The organism is Nostoc spongiaeforme FACHB-130, from assembly GCF_014698475.1.
GTDB lineage: Bacteria > Cyanobacteriota > Cyanobacteriia > Cyanobacteriales > Nostocaceae > Nostoc_B > Nostoc_B spongiaeforme.
The window spans coordinates 313,484-330,872 of sequence record NZ_JACJTB010000003.1 but is presented as its reverse complement, the minus strand read 5'-3'; the positions used below and the strand labels follow the sequence as shown (position 1 = coordinate 330,872).

The window sequence follows — 17,389 nt, the reverse complement described above, 5'->3', positions numbered from 1 at the left end:
CCGTACTATCTCAGTGAAAATTCTCTCTATATTTGATTACGTAAGGATTTATCAATACTGATATCCGAAGATGCCACAGTACTTACGTAATTTTTACTTAGTGGAAAGTTTACAATGAAAAGGTTTAGGGGCTAGAGGGGAGAAGGGGGAGAAGGGAGACAAGGGAGACAAGGGAGACAAGGGAGAGGAGGGAAACTAGGTTTAGCTGGATTTCTCACAAGAGAGAAATCAAGGGGTGTGGGAGGTTTGGGAGGATGGTGAAGAAATCTTTCCCCCCTCTCTCCCCAAACTGTCCACACTCCCCACTCAGCACTTAAGCAAACTAGCGATCGCTTTTACTAATGCGTCGGGATCTACTGGTTTGGGTACGTGTAATTGGAAGCCGGCTGTGAGTGCTTGCTGTTGGTTGATTTCGCCAGCGTAGGCTGTGAGGGCGATCGCAGGGACATTTCCACCTTGCTGGGGTGTAAGCTGGCGTACTTGGCGAATTAGCATATAACCATCTACTTCGGGCATTCCAATATCACTAATTAAAATATCTGGTACTGACTGCGAAATTTCAGCAAGGGCGGCGGCGGCGGATGTGACGGCGGTAACAGCCACACCATAATCATGCAAAATAAATGTGATTAAGTCGCGGATATCTGGTTCGTCATCCACCATTAAAACTTTGATACCAGAAAGATTCCCAAACTCAGATTCACCTGCTAAAGATTCATTTTCTTGTCTTCTGACTGGTTCGTTAATCACAATCAAAGGTATCCTCACTGTAAAGGTAGCACCCAACCCTTCACCGGGACTGTCTGCTTTGACTGTACCGCCGTGCATTTCTACCACTTGACGGACAATCGCCAGTCCCAAACCCAAGCCGCCAAATTTGCGCGTTGTCGTCCCATCCGCTTGACGAAAGTAATCAAACACATAAGGCAAAAATTCTGGTGAAATACCTTTACCTGTATCACTGACTTGTATTTGTGCTTGATTATCAATTTCTTTAACTTGAATTTCTACCTGTCCAGCATTTGGGGTAAATTTTACAGCGTTGGAAAGTAAATTCCACATCACTTGTTGTAAGCGATTAGCATCACCCATAACTTGCCCGATATTGGGATCAAATATGGTGCGAATTTGAATCGATTTGGCTTCTGCTGCCAAGCGTACTGTTTCTAAGGCTGCTTGCACAACCATCACCAAACTAACAGGACAGACATTTAAGCTTAATTTCCCTTGGAGGATGCGCGAAACATCTAATAAATCTTCGATTAACTGGGTTTGTAATTTGGCGTTGCGTTCAATTGTTTCTAAGGCTTGTTTTGTAGTTTTTTCATCAAATGTACGATTTCGCAGCAATTTCGCCCAACCTAAAATCGGGTTGAGTGGCGTTCGCAATTCATGGGAGAGAACGGCGAGAAATTCATCTTTGATGCGGTTGGCGATTTCTGCTTCTTGACGGGCGATGCGTTCGGTTTGCAAAAGTCGATCGCGTTCTTGTTCGGCGCGTTTGCGATCGCTAATATCTAAAACAAAAGCCACACCCCTATCTTGACAGTCAGCTAATAACGCTATTCCTAAAACCACCGCCACCCGCTTACCGTTGCGTTGGACATATTCTTTTTCATAAATCTGCGAAACTCCGCTAACTTGCACATCTGCCAGGGCGCGATCGTCTAAATCTTGATATTCTAGTGGTGTAAATTCTCGCCAGTCAATTTTCCCGACAACCGCAAACTCATCACGGGTATAACCAACTAACTGTAAATAAGCATCATTAGCATCAGTAATGAAACCCTCCATGTTCCAAAAAGCCACCCCAAGCAAGTTAGACTCAAACAAGCGGCGAAATCGAGCTTCACTTTCCCGTAATGACTGTTCTACTTTCTTATGGGCTGTAATATCACGGGAAACGACAATTACACCTTCAATGCTTTGGGTGTGATTGCGTAGGGGCGTGAGAATATATTCGTAGTCACGCAATCCTTCAATTGTCAGTAATTGACATTCATCTTTAATGGGTTCCCCAGAAACCATCACCGCTTGTTGCTGAATTTCCACCTGTTCAACAAAATCATGGGGTAAATTCAAGTCTCGCAACGTTTTACCCACAACTTCCTGCGGTTGGAAACCTAAGATAGCCGCACCACCGTGACTAATATATTGATGGCAACCAGCGCGATCGAATATATAAATATGATCTACAGAGGTAGCAAGGATAGCATTTAACAGATTGGCTTGTTCTTGGACTTGACTAGTTAATTGACGGGTGTTTTCTTCTGTCTGCTTCCGCCCAGTAATATCCAGACATACGCCAAACATCCGCGTCGCCTGTCCTTGTTCGTTATAGTAAAATTTTCCCTGAGAAGAAATCCAATGCAAACTTTGGTCAGGCCAAATAATCCGAAATTCGTCTTTATAGTCAGTTTTATTGGCTAAAGCAGTGGTAATATTTGTTGTGACAGATTGTCTATCTTCAGGATGCACACAAGCTAAAAAAGCCGCGTAAGTATTTTCAAAGCTACCTGGAGTTAAACCAAACAGCAGTTCATGACTTTCTGACCAAATTAATTTATCAGCCAAAATATTCCAGTCCCAAAAACCCATCCAAGCAGCATCAATAGCCAGTCTCAAGAGTTGTTCGCTTTCTTGCAAAGCGATTTCAATTTGTTGTCGTTCTGCTTTTTCTTGTTGGAGTTGTTGCAGCGTCAATGCTATGTCTACCTGATGAGAATTGAGACTTTTTGCTGTCAGTTTTGTCTGTAATTCAGTTAATTGCGCCTCTAATGCAACTTGCTGACATTGATATTTAATTTCTAATTCTTCTAACTCTGCAACACGCTGCCGTAAAGCTACTAATTCATCTTGATCATGGTCTGGCATGTTGAAAACCACTTGCAATAAACAATCTCAGTTGAAACGGCAGAGACCCTATCGTTGGAATGAGTATGGATTTTTTTGGGCAAAAATGCAATCTCTCACTGGGTACATAAACTATTCAGCCGTAAGATATATAGTAATTGCTGCTGTTATTTGGGCTGAAATTACACCCAAATTCTGCACAAAATATATTTAATAAACCCATCAGACTGGAAGTCTAGGGCTATACAAACAAAGCCTGCACTCCCACAAGCTCAGTGACCACCTTATACCATTTCTTGATGAAGATGCAATTTATCAGTTGTTGTAGAGACGTTGTATACAAAATCTCTACAGGGGTTATAGGTACAGCTTCATATTAAATTGGTATTAGCAGGCTAATTATATTCTTCCTCATATCGATTTGGTATTAGTTCTCATCGCTGTTCCCAAACTAAGATAGGAATATTCCTCGCCATACAGACAATATCGCTAATAGGAATCATGAAAATTAGTCAATAGTCATTTGTCAAAATTTCATACTTCACACTTCATACTTTTCCCTGTGGCAATATTGGAATCAGACTGTGTTGCATTTAGCTAGGCAAACAAAATGTTGGGAAACACACTTGTGGGAAGATACCAAATTATTAGCTATTTGGGAGGTGGGGGATTTGGTGAAACCTTTGTAGCTTGTGATACTCAACTCCCAGGTTCACCGCAATGTGTTGTTAAGCAACTCAAACCCCAAGTTAGCAATGCAGCTACCTTAGAGATAGCTAGGCGGTTATTTGATACAGAAGCACAAGTTCTTTATAAATTAGGCACACACGATCGCATTCCCCAATTGTTAGCTTATTTTGAAGAAAATGCTGAATTTTATCTTGTCCAAGAATTTATCCCCGGTCATGATTTAAGTAAAGAGTTAGTTGCTAGAAAAACTCTGAGTCAAGACCAAGTTATCTTACTCTTACAAGAAATACTCGAAATCTTAGAATTTGTTCATCAACAAAATGTCATTCATCGTGATATTAATCCCCATAATTTACTCCGGCGTGACTCTGATAGCAGATTAATTTTAATTGATTTTGGGGCAGTCAAACAAATTACAACCCAGGTAGTAACGCCCGAAGGACAAACAAAAGTTACTGTTGCTATTGGTACTCCTGGTTATTTTCCTAGCGAACAAGCCCAAGGTACACCAAAATTTAGTAGTGATATCTATGCAGTGGGTGTAATTGCTATTCAAGCTTTGACGGGAATACCTGCTGAAGAGTTAGAAAAAGATGCTGAGACAAATGAAATTATCTGGGAAAATAAAGTGCAGGTTTCGCCAGATTTTGCCAAATTTATCAATAAAATGGTTTGTTACGATTTTCGGCAACGTTATGCTTCAGCAACAGTAGCATTAGCAGCTTTAAAAAATCTCGTTCAGCCTGAAAAGCAAACCATCAATATATCTCCGGGAATTTTGCAAAAAAATCTCAATCTGAAAAAGCATAGTAAAAATTTATTTATCAAGTTAGTGTGGGCGATTTTTCTTTTAACTATCACTGGAATATCCGCTTTATTTGTGGTTAATAGAATTAATGCTAATAATGCTGTAGAATTATCCAAACAAGGAAATACACTATTTGAATTGCAACGCTATCAAGATGCTTTATCTGTCTATAAACAAGCAGTAGATATTAAACCTGATTATGCTCAAGGCTGGAATGGACAAGGTAAAACATTATTTAAATTAAAACAATATGATGCAGCTTTAACAGCTTATGAAAAAGCAATTCAAATTCAGCCAGATTATGTAGATGCTTGGAGTGGACGAGGTTTGACATTACAAAAATTACAACGTTATCCAGAAGCGATCGCAGCTTTTGATAAAGCTTTACAACTCCATGATGATTATCCAGAAGTTTGGAATGCTAAGGGTGAAGTGTTTAGCGAGTTAAAGCAATATGATAATGCAATTAAAGCTTACAATAAAGCCATAGATTTAAAAACAGACTATGTGGAAGCTTGGTATAGTAAAGGCTTGGCATGGCAAAATTTAAAAAATTACGAAGAAGCGATCGCAGCTTATGATCAAGCCCTAGAAATCAAATCTGATTATTACCAAGCTTGGTATAATCGCGGCAATGCTTTAGTAAATTTAAACCGCTACGAAGATGCTTTTACAGCTTATGATAAAACGGTACAATATCAGCCGAGTTATTATCCAGCTTGGTTATCAAGAGGTAATGTCTTGATTACCTTACGTCGCTATGCAGAAGCCGTAGAATCATTTAACCAAGTCATCAAAAATGATGCAGATAATTACCAAGCATGGTACAACATTGGGTGGTCAAAACATCAACTGCAACGCTATACAGAAGCGATCGCAGCTTATAATAAAGCCGCCAGCATTAAACGCAACGATGATCAACTGTGGTATAGCTTGGGTAATTCTCAATACAATTTGCAGAAATATGCAGAAGCGATCGCAGCTTATAATCGAGCATTACGCTACAACCCAAAACATTACGAAACTTGGTATAGCCGAGGCAATGCCTTACTCAATTTAAACCGCCATCAAGAGGCGATCGCATCTTATAATCAAGCTATTAAATATAAGCCAGATTATCAAGAGGCGATAACTGCACGCAACCAAGCCGAGAATCAACTACACAAAGATAAATCAAAACCCATCATCGTTCCCACAATACCTAATTCCAATTGAATATCCCCTCCTCCACATCCAGGTGCTGTCCACAAACCACCTAATCCCAGTTTTTCCCATTGGCGTAATGTGGCTGTGAATGTATGCTGGTGAATTTATCAATGACGTGCAATGATCGGCATTATCAAACCTTTTCTATTTAGGCTTAATCCTATAGCTGCGATTTTGACTTTATATGGGTCGCCCGGGATTCGAACCCGGAACTAATCGGTTAAAAGCCGAGTACTCTACCGTTGAGTTAGCGACCCTTTTGCTTTGTTTGCAACTTTGCCATCATAGCACAAACACCAGTGGATTTGTAAAGGGGTTTTTAGAAAAAACTTGCCGTCAATCTAACAGATGCTTGATAGCTGGCTCCTGGCTCCACCACAGTCAAATTTTCGCCTGTGTTCAGAGAGTTGCGCGGCGCACTCCAAGGTTCCAAACAATAAAAGTCTTTGCCCTTGAGCGTCCAAAATACTACGATGGGATATTCATCGCCGTAATCTAAAGTCAATTTTAATTTACGACTATTGTCGGTGACTGTAGCTGAATTAGCAGTTAGCTGCTTAAAGGCAACATCAATTTCATCCAAGTTGAAATCAAAATTTCCACCAAAAAATTTTCTCTCCTTAGTTCTCTGGTCTTGATACTCACCAGCCGGAATAGCAAACTCTAGCTGAGTTTTATCTGGGGCTTGGAAGTAAGGATGAAACCCAGTGGAAAAGGGTATTGATGTTGCCGATAAATTTTGCAGATGTTGTTGAATTTCCAGAGTGTTCCCATTGATTTTGTAACTGAAACTTAAATGAAAATCAAAGGGATATACTGCTTTTGTTTGCGCGTTACTGACCAGATGAACTTTGACATAAGTTGTCTTGTCTTCAGAGACTTCCTCAAGTTCCCAAGGCAAATCACGGGCAAAGCCATGCTGTTTGAGAGTATACTGCTGCCCATTGTGAGTATAAGTGTTATCAGGTAAGTTACCGCAGATGGGAAACAATATAGGATTTCCACCCCTAATGCTCAAATCAGGGTGAGTAAAGCGTTCTGTATCCAAGTAGAAAATTTCTTGACCTTGGACTTGCCAGCTAGTAATAATCCCGCCCCGTTCTGGGACAACTTCTATCTGATTACCAGTAGTTTCGTCAGCCAGAAGATAAGTTTTGTATTGTCTTTGTTCAATGGTAATTTTAGGCACAAGATGAATCCTTAGAGATTACAGGTTACAGGTGAGAGGTGAGCCACTGCGGTGGACGGGTTTCCCGGCATAAAGCAAGTGGCGAACCCGGAGGGTGAGAGGCTGAATACATATTTCTAGCCTCTAGTTTCTAGTACAAAAAGGCAAAAGTAAAAGGTCAAAAGGAAAAAGAAAGAATAGTAATACCACAAGCCTTTTAGCAATTTCTTATGGTCACTGAGCATGGTCGAAGCATGGTCTGTTTATTTTCACCGAACTGTACTAGCCTCTAGTCCCTAGTACAACGCGGCGGAAATTAAAGATACCATTTCAAGTTAGCGAAAAGCATGTGATATAAGCTTTTTGACTTTTGACTTTTAACTTTTGACTTCCGCGTAGCGGTACTAGTCCCTCATTTCCCACTCCCTAGTCTCTGACAACTACTCGTCTTCTGCAAATATAAAGCGATACAATTCGCTAGGATCAGGTTCAGGACTGCTTTCGGCAAACTTCACAGCCTCGTCAATTAGGTCTTGAATCTTCTTGTCAACTGCCTTAAGTTCTTCCTCAGTTGCCAAATTCTGTTCCACCATATAAGCAGCCAGCTTCTTAATTGGGTCACGGGAGAACCAAAACTCTTTCTCGGCTTTGCTGCGTAACTCGTCTGGGTCGGCTAGGGAGTGACCACGGAAGCGATAGGTGAGGGCTTCGATTAATGTCGGCCCTTCTCCAGCACGGGCGCGGGCGACGGCTTCTTGGGCGACAGACCGGACTGCGAGTACATCCATTCCGTCTACTTCTACGCCCACCATGTTAAACACACTGGCTTTTTTATAAATTTCTGGGTCGGAGGTGGCGCGGTCATGTGCCATCCCAATTGCCCATTTATTATTTTCCACCACAAAAATAATTGGCAGTTTCCATAAAGCTGCCATATTCAAGGTTTCAAAAAATTGACCGTTGTTAGCCGCACCATCACCAAAGAAGCAAGCGGTTACTTGGTCGGCTTTGGGGTCGCCCAAAACTTCACGGCGATATTTGCTTTGAAAAGCTGCACCCGCAGCCACAGGAATGCCTTCCGCAACGAAAGCGTAACCACCTAATAAGTTATGTTCCGCAGAGAACATGTGCATGGAACCGCCGCGTCCTTTGCTGCAACCTGTAGCTTTACCGAATAATTCGGCCATAACTTCACGGGCTGGAACTCCCGCACTCAAGGCGTGAACGTGGTCGCGGTAGGTACTGCTAACGTAATCTTCTCCCGGACGCATTGCCTTGATAACGCCTGTCGAAACGGCTTCTTGACCGTTATATAGGTGGACAAAACCAAACATTTTGCCCCTATAGTACATTTCGGCGCATTTGTCTTCAAAAAAGCGTCCTAACACCATATCTTCGTAAAGCATTAGGCCTTCTGCTTTGGTGATTTGGGCGCTGGCAGTATCAAATTTAGGTAACGTCCGTTCTTGAACCATTATTTTTTTAGTATCCCTGTTGTAAAACTGAAATTTACCATGTTAAATAGGCCTCTGTTTGGCCTGGTTGTGCTGAAGACAAAAACTAAAATTTTTGGCGCTAAGTAGGATAATTGGAATATAGAGGGAAAAATAGGTGAATTTTGGAATTTATCGTCGCTATCTGCGACTTTTACACCCTAACTGCCATAAATGACCTTGAATGTTGCCCTCTGGCGTTTTACAATCCCAACTTCTGTACAGATGCTATCAATCAGGATAGCTTGGTTTCTGCATATCTATTAACAATTTCCCACAAATAAACGCCGCACTTGAATTTAGCTTGTTAGATAGTTGTAACTCAAGGTCTAAGTATGGTAACATTCTATTCCTTGTAATTATCACGCATCTACCGTTACAAGTATTGCTACTATCACTCCAAAGCCAGGGCAAACACGTAAGTATAATGTCAAGCAGATAAACTTATTTTTTAGGTATGTCGATTATGATGAACGATCGCCAGAGAGTTTTGCATTGTTTAATGGCTGATAGCAGTTATACACAAAGGAAATACTAAGAATTAAAACAAAGTTTCCCTCTTATCTAGGCGAAGTCAAATTAATAGTACTAGAATGTGTCTCAAAATTTTAGAGGGAACAAAATTAATTGTTGCAATATACACTTAATAGTGTAAGTCCGGCGCGGTGTTATTCACCGTAATATTGTGGCACGGTTTTACATACCTGGAACGCTCTAGGTGGATTATGTTGATCTCGGTGCAGGGGAAGTAGGCTGTGCGAATTCCGCTAGATTACTACCGAATTTTAGGACTACCGTTAGCGGCAAGTGAAGAACAATTGCGGCAAGCATATAGCGATCGCATTGTACAACTGCCACGACGGGAGTATTCTCAAGCAGCAATTTCTTCTCGTAAACAAATTATAGAAACAGCTTACGTGGTTTTATCAAATCCAAAAGAACGTAGCAGTTACGATCAGCTTTATCTGTCCCATGCCTATGATCCTGATGGCACAGCTACTGCCACAGTCACCGCAGGCAACCGCACAGAAACTAGTCATGATCTTGATAGCCAAGGCCTGAGTATTGACGTTCCCCAACAAGAATTAGTCGGGGCGTTATTAATTTTGCAAGAGTTGGGGGAATACGAACAAGTACTCAAACTCGGTAAAACATACCTTGCTAACCATAATGGTGTCGCCTCGGCCAAAATTGGCAATCATCCCATCGAGGAAGACTTTCTCGAAAGCAGCGAACATCCAGATATTGTCTTGACTGTGGCTTTGGCTTGCCTAGAATTAGGGCGGGAACAGTGGCAACAAGGTTATTACGAAAATGCCGCAGTTTCTCTAGAATCTGGGTTAGAAATGCTGGTGAGTGAAGGTATATTTACCAGCGTCCAGGCAGAAATTCAAGCTGACCTTTATAAACTACGTCCTTATCGGATTTTAGAATTACTACAGTTATCTTTAGATAAAACAGTAGAACGTCGCCGAGGCTTAGAATTATTACAAAGCATCCTGGAAGATCGTGGTGGTATTGATGGCACTCTCAACGATCAATCAGGTTTAAGCATAGATGATTTTCTGCGATTTATTCAGCAAATTCGCCACTACTTAACAGTCACAGAACAGCATAAGTTATTTGAAGCCGAAAGTAAGCGTCCATCGGCAGTAGCTACTTACTTAGCTGTTTATGCTTTGATTGCTAGAGGATTTGCCCAACGCCAACCCGCTTTAATTCGTCAGGCTAGGCAAATGCTACTGCATTTGGGTAAGCGTCAAGATGTGCATCTAGAACAGTCACTTTGTGCTTTGTTGTTGGGACAAACCGAAGAAGCAACCCGCGTTTTGGAAATGAGTCAGGAATACGAAGCTTTAGCTTTTATTCGGGAAAAATCCCAGGACTCGCCTGATTTATTACCGGGTTTGTGTTTGTATGGCGAACAGTGGTTACAAAATGAAGTGTTTCCCCATTTTCGGGATTTATCCAGACAGCCAGCCGCACTTAAAGATTACTTTGCCAACCCACAAGTGCAAGCGTATTTAGAAGCATTACCGACAGATGCCGAAACTACCAACGAGTGGGGTTTCATTAATCGTCAACCTGTTAACGCACCGCCAGCAAATCATCGTCAACCAAATACGCCTGGGGTTTCTCGTCCAAATCAAGCTAAAATTCCAGATTTGGATTTACCAGAAACTCCCAACCATAGACAACCTGAATATTCTCAGGTGTCGCCGCCGAGAACGAATACCCCACCTGCACCAGCTATGGCTAGTCGCACCCCAACGCCAGAAATTCCCGTTGCGTCTTTTACTTCCCCAGAACGGACAAACAACACAACAGGTAATCATCTCAATGGTAAAAGTGCTGCGCCTCATCCGACACCAAAGCGCCGACGACGGAAGCCGACAAATCAACCTATTAACCGAGAACATAGATTAGATAATAACCGCGATCGCCGACCCCGCCAACGCCGCCCTGTCAGCAGTTTAGACCGCAAAACCAGATTAGTCTGGACAGTATTCGCTTCCTTAGCTGGGATATTAGTTTTCTGGTTAATAATTTCCACCACCTTTGGTTGGTTGAAAGATATCTTTGCCCCATCTCCAGGTTTACCAGAAAACCCCTTAGTAATCAAACTTAATCAACCACCCATAGAAATTCCTGATCCCTATAGTGAAGTAATGCCACCTGACGGCCCCCTCACCGATGCAACCGCCGAAGAAGTAATTCGGACTTGGCTTTCTACTAAAGCTTTAGCATTAGGGCCAAACCATGATGTTAACAGTTTAAATAACATTTTAACTGGTGCATCTTTGTCTCAATGGCGATTAGTTGCCCAGCAAGATAAATTAGATAACCGCTATCGTAAATACGACCACAGTATCAAAATAGAATTTGTCAGTAAAAATGACCTAGACCCCAATCGCGCCGCCGTTTTAGCAACTGTTAAAGAAGCAACCCAGTTTTATGAAAATGGTCTGAAGAAAAAGTCTTCTAACGAAAATTTGCGGGTTCGTTATGATTTAATTCGGCGCGATGGTATGTGGCGGATTCAAAGTATGTATGTGGTGAATCAAATTACAATGAATTTTTAAAGTTGGCAGTGTAAAAGAGAGAAAGTTTGATTTGTGATAATTTCGTCTTTCAGATCCCCGACTTCTCAAAGAAGTCGGGGATCTTATTTATTAAGAATGATTTTGAACGCTAGTTAAAGTTAAATAAATCTAAAAATAACTTGATAATACAGCTATGTTGTTTGCAGTTTGTAACATTAACTGCATGACTTATTGCAGTTTGTAAATATTTTTTGTAACTGCAAGGAATATTCCTTTAGACTGAAACTCAATTGCAAAATATTGGGATCGAGGCCAATGCAGTCGATGAATTTCTTGTGTCATGATTTTGTAGTTGCGGTCTCCTTTGGTGCTTGTATTCTTGGTTTAGTATTACTTTGGGACGGTAAGCAACCAAAAGATGACATAGAAGAAACAGAAAAGATTTTGTTTAGAATGAGTTTTTCTTACTGGCTGGTATATTGTGTTGCTTTTGCCTTAGAAAAAGTCATTTTACCTGATTGGGAATCTGTGGTGATGTCTTTGAAAATCACTACAGCTTTGTCATATTTCTTAACATTTTCTTGTATTCTGAGTTTGCCGCTACATAAATTCGCAGTGCATCGAGTGGAAGAATAGTCAGAGAAAGTATGAAGTATGAAGTGTGAAATGAAATCAACTAGACAAAAACGAGCTAGTAACTAACTGTTAAGTTGATTTATGTTTCATAGCGATCGCAATAGCTGTTTGCAGTTCATCCTGGACTAAACTAGTTAGGATGAACACCTCTTGCACTGTCTTACCTTGTCTAGCGATAATTTTGTAACCCCCGCGAATTGGGACAGATATACGTAATTGCATTTTGGGGCTATGACCTTTTACCCGCCCAATTACGCCTGGGGTAATGGTGTAAATGCCTTCTTGCAAGCAGAGATTTTCTAAAATGGGGATCAGACCGGGAAGATGGGTAGAGTGATTCCAAACGAGTCTGCCATCTTTGCGGTTATTTGCTTTTTGGGAGTTTGTGGTAGATTTATCCATGATCTTAAGCCGCTTCTAGGGGAGCCATTGTTAAACCGGCTCGGCGCAGCTGTTGGTGATACAATTCTGCTGGTTCTTGCGGCCCTACCCAAACGATCGCTTGTCCTTCATAATGTACCTGATTTGTTAAATCCCAAGCGCGATCGCTAGTCATATTCGGGATATACTTCATCAAGCACTCAGCGACGTGTTGAAAAGTATTAAAGTCATCGTTCAACACAATCACCTTGTAATTAGGATATTGTTTGCGAATAGTTTGACTAGACCGTTCAGGAGCAATAGTTGGTGCTGTACCCATCCCGTAAACAGCTGCTGAAAGTCTTGTAAGCATAAAACAGTCGGCTACCTGGATTTTACAAAACTACATTATAAGTAAATAGTTTAGTCCATAGAAAGTCTGAAGTTTGAAGTCTGAAGTGTGAAACGTTGTTCTTTCGGCTTTTGACCAATGACCATAAATAGGTAAACCTAGCAGGAAGCACATCACAGACAACCTGCTAGGAGGAAAAAATCTATTCTCGCCATGTTTGAAGGGTAGAGCTTATTTAAAATCAATAATGCCTATCCTTAGTTAGAATAACCAAATTGCTTGTACAACAGGGTTAAGAAAAGTCAATCAATTAGTTAACGCTTTGAAAAAGAGAACAGGCTTCTCAGATGATGGCAAGATCATAAAGCGAACAATAGCTCATAATATTAAACAGACGCTTCATACTTCTTAACTATTTGCTTTATTAAAACAATGGCGAGAGATTTGCGGGGATTCATTAAAATTTTAGAAGAAAGAGGACAATTACGGCGAATTTCTGCCTTGGTTGACCCAGAATTAGAAATTGCGGAGATTTCTAACCAAATGCTGCAAAAAGGCGGGCCGGGGTTGTTGTTTGAGAACGTCAAAGGTGCTTCTTTCCCCGTGGCGGTGAACTTGCTGGGGACTGTAGAAAGAATCTGCTGGGCGATGAATATGCAGCATCCCCAAGAATTGGAAACCTTGGGTAAAAAGCTGAGTATGCTACAGCAGCCAAAACCGCCGAAGAAAATTTCCCAGGCGATAGATTTTGGGAAAGTGCTGTTTGATGTCCTCAAAGCCAAACCAGGGAGAGACTTTTTTCCCGCTTGTCAGCAAGTAGTCATTCAAGGCGATGATTTAGATTTAAATACTTTACCCTTGATTCGTCCTTATCCTGGTGATGCTGGCAAGATTATCACACTGGGTTTGGTAATTACCAAAGATTGCGAGACGGGTACGCCAAATGTGGGTGTATATCGCTTGCAATTGCAATCAAAAAATACCATGACTGTTCACTGGTTATCAGTGCGGGGTGGGGCGAGACACTTGCGGAAAGCGGCAGAACGTGGGAAGAAATTAGAAGTAGCGATCGCCCTTGGTGTAGATCCATTAATTATCATGGCAGCTGCTACACCCATCCCGGTCGATTTATCAGAATGGTTATTTGCTGGGTTGTATGGTGGTTCTGGTGTGCAGTTAGCAAAGTGCAAAACAGTCGATTTAGAAGTTCCGGCTGATTCGGAATTTGTGTTAGAAGGGACAATTACCCCAGGGGAAATTTTACCTGATGGGCCTTTTGGCGACCACATGGGTTATTACGGCGGCGTGGAAGACTCGCCCTTAATTCGTTTTCAGTGTATGACACACCGCAAAGACCCAATTTATTTAACAACATTTAGCGGTCGTCCACCCAAAGAAGAAGCGATGATGGCGATCGCACTTAATCGAATATATACCCCAATTCTGCGCCAACAAGTCACAGAAATTGTCGATTTCTTCTTACCAATGGAAGCTTTGAGTTACAAAGCCGCGATTATTTCCATTGATAAAGCCTATCCCGGACAAGCCCGCCGCGCCGCCTTAGCCTTTTGGAGTGCTTTACCGCAATTTACCTACACCAAATTTGTGATTGTCGTCGATAAAGATATTAATATCCGCGACCCCAGACAAGTCGTTTGGGCTATCAGTTCTAAAGTTGACCCCACCCGCGACGTGTTTATTCTGCCAAATACACCTTTTGATACCTTAGATTTTGCCAGTGAAAAAATTGGTTTAGGTGGACGGATGGGAATTGATGCAACTACCAAAATTCCCCCAGAAACCGAACATGAATGGGGCGCACCACTAGAATCTGATCCTGATATCGCCGCAATGGTAGAACGAAGATGGGCAGAATATGGTTTAGCAGACTTGCAGTTAGGCGAAGTTGATCCCAACTTATTTGGTTATGACATGAAATAGATATCTGTATTGGAGTGATACAGCTAAATTTGTGCAATAACCGAAATTCCATCCGCGTCCATCTGCGTTTATCGGCGGTTAATTTTATCTAAACTGTCCAATAGACTAATGCAGATTCCAGACATAAAAAAAGGGTGTGTTATCCCACAGTGCAACACACCCTTTTTTCCGTTGAATTATAGTGGCTCTCATTCCAGTGAGGTACATTTCCCTAGCCTAACCACCTCTTTTCTCCATCTACTTGTACTGCACTCAACCGAGAAACGCTATATTGTGACCTAGACCTACTAAATTAAATATCTTCCCGTGATTCAGAATTATTTGTATTAGTTTGTTCTGTCTCTTTTTTCTCCTGTTGGACTTCACTGGCTTGTTGTACTTGTTGAAGATGAATATTATTCACCTGCACAATAAATTGTTCAATTGCTTGGCTGGCTTTTTGTTGCTGCTGACTGCTATCAGAGGCATCATAACAGCGATAAGCCGGGGTTACACCCAAAATAAATTTTTCTTGTTCAGCCTCTAGTAATTCTAAAGTTGTGTTAGCCGCGACCCAATTTTTTTGAAAAGGAAATGAGGTGACAATACTAGCTACTATTGAGGCAACTGCTGGACAAATTACAGGGAGCCATTTTAGCCAAGCTTGACCAACTTCTAGTTTATCCACCAAAACTAAAATTGGGGTCACACCTGATAAAATAACCGTAGATATTTGCAGCACATAGTAAAGATTTCTCGAAAGATTCCGAGCTTTTTTATAATCATCAATTAAATCCTGGCAATACTGTAAAGCTTTTTCTCTGGCAGGAACAATTGGATTATTTTCCAACAACAAGTTATTGTTGCCCAGCATATAACTATAAATTTCGGCTTTTTTTGTCAAATAACTACGGTTGGCAACATTTTGTGAATCTTGAAATAACTGCCTGTTAAATAAAAATAAGAAAGTCAAAATTGTTAAAGCGATCGCTCCAACAATGACCAAATTTTCGTTCTTGGCATAAACAGTAAGTACAATACCACAGCAGACAAAAGCAGCAGCCAACAAATATTCCAATAGTTTTAAGATAAATAAACTTTTTCTGTTGGCTATGAGAGATAAATCTAAACTGCGGGAACTTTCTCTTTGTGGTTGCTGTTCAAAGCTAGAAATGTCGGAAGTAATCATGATTGTGTATGCGCTGAATTAACCTGTAAAATAAAATACTGTTATATCAGCTAGAGAAATACTCGTACAGCCGAAAATACTTGTAAATTTGGACTTTCAGTGAAAATCTTTCTCTAGACTGGATACAAATAAAGTGCTTAAAAACACTTTCTGCGGCAGAATTTAGTATGTTATAACACAGCAGTTATCCCTGCTGACAAACAGTACAATTGCACTTGTCAAATCTTGCTTAGAGAGGTAGTTGAAATATTCAAATGAAAAAAATTCTCTTAATTACGGCATTAACTAGCTTATTTTCGCTGGCGTTGACAGCTAACCAAGGGTTGATTTTGGCACAGTCTCCACAAATAGCACAAACACAAAGCACAATCATCCCTGTGGAGAAAGTTGGATTGGGAAAAATTCGTCCGGGAATGTCTGAACAACAAGTACGCCGCATTCTAGGAAAACCCATCCGCACTAAAACCGAATTTAATCCAGGCGTTGGCGACAATATTCGTACCCTGGAATATCCTAATATTTCTTTATATTTAGTTCCTTATGTAAACAAACCGAAAAACTTATTCTTTGTTTATTATTTTGTTACCCGTAGTTCTAAATTGCTCACGTCCACAGGTATAAAAGTCGGTGATACCCAATCTCAGGTAATCAAGGCTTACGGAAAGCCCTATATATCTAAGGAAGGCAACGTCACTTTTTTAGTATATGGGGTTGGTAGTCCAGATAGTACCGCCGCATTGACATTTCGTATAGAAGCTGGCAAAGTCACAGAAATTCAGTATAGTGAACAGCTACTCTAAGTGTTACCTGTGGAGATATAGCTATTCTATTTGAGATATGAATAAGAGACTTTAAAGAGACAAGGTAGATAAGGGAGATAGATGTTTGTCGGATTGCTATAGAGGTTTAATTGCTATAAATAAGGCAGATTTTTTAGCAAATATCAAGTCAGTATGAATAAAAATATCAATCACTCCCTGACAAAGCTAGTAATTACATTAGGACTCACAAGTATAAGTATATTTTTCAACACTGGTATATCCGAGCAAATTGTTTTCGCAAAATCAATTAATGTTAAAAAATGTGATATTTATGCTTATGTGACTGATCCAGATCCACAAGGTTTAAATGTGCGGAGTGGTATAAGTCTGCGTCACAAAATTTTAGGACAAGTACCAATTAACGAAACAGTCCAGATTGTTGCAGCTACTAAAAATTGGGTACAGATTACAAATGCTAGTGCTGGTTTTGTAGGAAAAGGATGGGTATCTGTAGGAAAATTGGGTTTATCTACCCGTGGTTATGGTACTAATGGCGTGAATCTCTATGCTAGTCCTAATCCACAAAGCCGAAAAATCGGCAAAGTTCCGGCTGCGACGACGGTAAAATTATTAGGCTGTCAAGGAGATTGGGCGCAAGTAGAATATCAAGGTATCAAGGGTTGGTTAACTAGAGAAGATCAGTGTGGTGCAGCCTTAACCACTTGTTCGTGATATTCAGGACTTACGTCAGTGTCACAATTGGTGATTGGTGCGTGACGCTATAAATCTGATGACTACGTTCAAATCTTCTTGTTGCGTCACACACCCTACAGAAAAAATATGCCAGTTGCGTAAGTCATAATCTTGTCGGGAGTAAAGCAGTTACCATAAAAATTAGTACTGATAGTC

The 17,389-nt window shown here is 40.9% G+C and carries 12 protein-coding genes and 1 tRNA gene; 6 read left to right on the top strand and 7 right to left on the bottom strand.

Features of this window, described 5'->3' with window-relative positions; genetic code table 11:
- Positions 1 to 306: 306 nt before the first annotated feature.
- Positions 307 to 2,874 carry a PAS domain S-box protein gene (locus H6G74_RS05375; RefSeq protein ID WP_190966688.1) on the bottom strand — a complete coding sequence of 856 codons (2,568 nt, stop codon included), beginning with the start codon at positions 2,872 to 2,874 and terminating at the stop codon, positions 307 to 309.
- Positions 2,875 to 3,463: 589 nt separating this feature from the next.
- On the opposite strand from H6G74_RS05375, the gene H6G74_RS05370 reads away from it, so the two are divergent.
- The gene (locus tag H6G74_RS05370; protein ID WP_190966687.1) at positions 3,464 to 5,566 is read left to right on the top strand and encodes a tetratricopeptide repeat protein; all 2,103 of its coding nucleotides are present in this window, start codon (positions 3,464 to 3,466) and stop codon (positions 5,564 to 5,566) included.
- A gap of 176 nt (positions 5,567 to 5,742) precedes the next feature.
- On the opposite strand, the gene H6G74_RS05365 is transcribed toward H6G74_RS05370, so the two are convergent.
- The 3 genes from H6G74_RS05365 to pdhA all read right to left on the bottom strand — a co-directional run bounded on the left by H6G74_RS05365 (position 5,743) and on the right by pdhA (position 8,200).
- Positions 5,743 to 5,814 (bottom strand) — tRNA-Lys (locus tag H6G74_RS05365).
- Between the two features lie 62 nt (positions 5,815 to 5,876).
- The gene (locus tag H6G74_RS05360; RefSeq protein WP_190966686.1) at positions 5,877 to 6,746 is read right to left on the bottom strand and encodes an aldose epimerase family protein; all 870 of its coding nucleotides are present in this window, start codon (positions 6,744 to 6,746) and stop codon (positions 5,877 to 5,879) included.
- A gap of 419 nt (positions 6,747 to 7,165) precedes the next feature.
- Positions 7,166 to 8,200, bottom strand: coding sequence for a pyruvate dehydrogenase (acetyl-transferring) E1 component subunit alpha (gene pdhA / locus H6G74_RS05355; RefSeq protein WP_190966685.1), 1,035 nt, complete (start codon positions 8,198 to 8,200; stop codon positions 7,166 to 7,168).
- A gap of 773 nt (positions 8,201 to 8,973) precedes the next feature.
- Between pdhA and H6G74_RS05350 the strand changes: the two genes are divergently transcribed.
- Together H6G74_RS05350 and H6G74_RS05345 are read left to right on the top strand one after the other, a co-directional pair.
- On the top strand, positions 8,974 to 11,301 hold the full coding sequence (locus tag H6G74_RS05350; protein WP_190966684.1) for an IMS domain-containing protein: 2,328 nt from the start codon (positions 8,974 to 8,976) through the stop codon (positions 11,299 to 11,301).
- A gap of 276 nt (positions 11,302 to 11,577) precedes the next feature.
- Entirely contained in the window at positions 11,578 to 11,898 is a 321-nt protein-coding gene (locus H6G74_RS05345) for a hypothetical protein (protein ID WP_190966683.1), read from the top strand.
- A gap of 69 nt (positions 11,899 to 11,967) precedes the next feature.
- Here the strand turns inward: H6G74_RS05345 and H6G74_RS05340 are convergent, their stop codons facing one another.
- Together H6G74_RS05340 and clpS are read right to left on the bottom strand one after the other, a co-directional pair.
- Entirely contained in the window at positions 11,968 to 12,300 is a 333-nt protein-coding gene (locus tag H6G74_RS05340) for a DUF2103 domain-containing protein (RefSeq protein WP_190966682.1), read from the bottom strand.
- A gap of 4 nt (positions 12,301 to 12,304) precedes the next feature.
- On the bottom strand, positions 12,305 to 12,631 hold the full coding sequence (gene clpS, locus H6G74_RS05335) for an ATP-dependent Clp protease adapter ClpS (RefSeq protein WP_062289826.1): 327 nt from the start codon (positions 12,629 to 12,631) through the stop codon (positions 12,305 to 12,307).
- Between the two features lie 411 nt (positions 12,632 to 13,042).
- On the opposite strand from clpS, the gene H6G74_RS05330 reads away from it, so the two are divergent.
- Positions 13,043 to 14,551: a UbiD family decarboxylase gene (locus tag H6G74_RS05330; RefSeq protein WP_190966681.1), complete on the top strand. Its 1,509-nt coding sequence runs from the start codon at positions 13,043 to 13,045 to the stop codon at positions 14,549 to 14,551.
- A gap of 292 nt (positions 14,552 to 14,843) precedes the next feature.
- On the opposite strand, the gene H6G74_RS05325 is transcribed toward H6G74_RS05330, so the two are convergent.
- Positions 14,844 to 15,719, bottom strand: a complete 876-nt coding sequence (locus H6G74_RS05325) for a DUF4231 domain-containing protein (protein ID WP_190966680.1) — start codon at positions 15,717 to 15,719, stop codon at positions 14,844 to 14,846.
- Between the two features lie 254 nt (positions 15,720 to 15,973).
- On the opposite strand from H6G74_RS05325, the gene bamE reads away from it, so the two are divergent.
- Positions 15,974 to 16,519, top strand: coding sequence for an outer membrane protein assembly factor BamE domain-containing protein (gene bamE / locus H6G74_RS05320; protein WP_190966679.1), 546 nt, complete (start codon positions 15,974 to 15,976; stop codon positions 16,517 to 16,519).
- A 300-nt stretch (positions 16,520 to 16,819) separates the two neighbouring features.
- On the top strand, positions 16,820 to 17,212 hold the full coding sequence (locus tag H6G74_RS05315; RefSeq protein ID WP_313888455.1) for an SH3 domain-containing protein: 393 nt from the start codon (positions 16,820 to 16,822) through the stop codon (positions 17,210 to 17,212).
- The last annotated feature ends 177 nt before the right edge of the window (positions 17,213 to 17,389 follow it).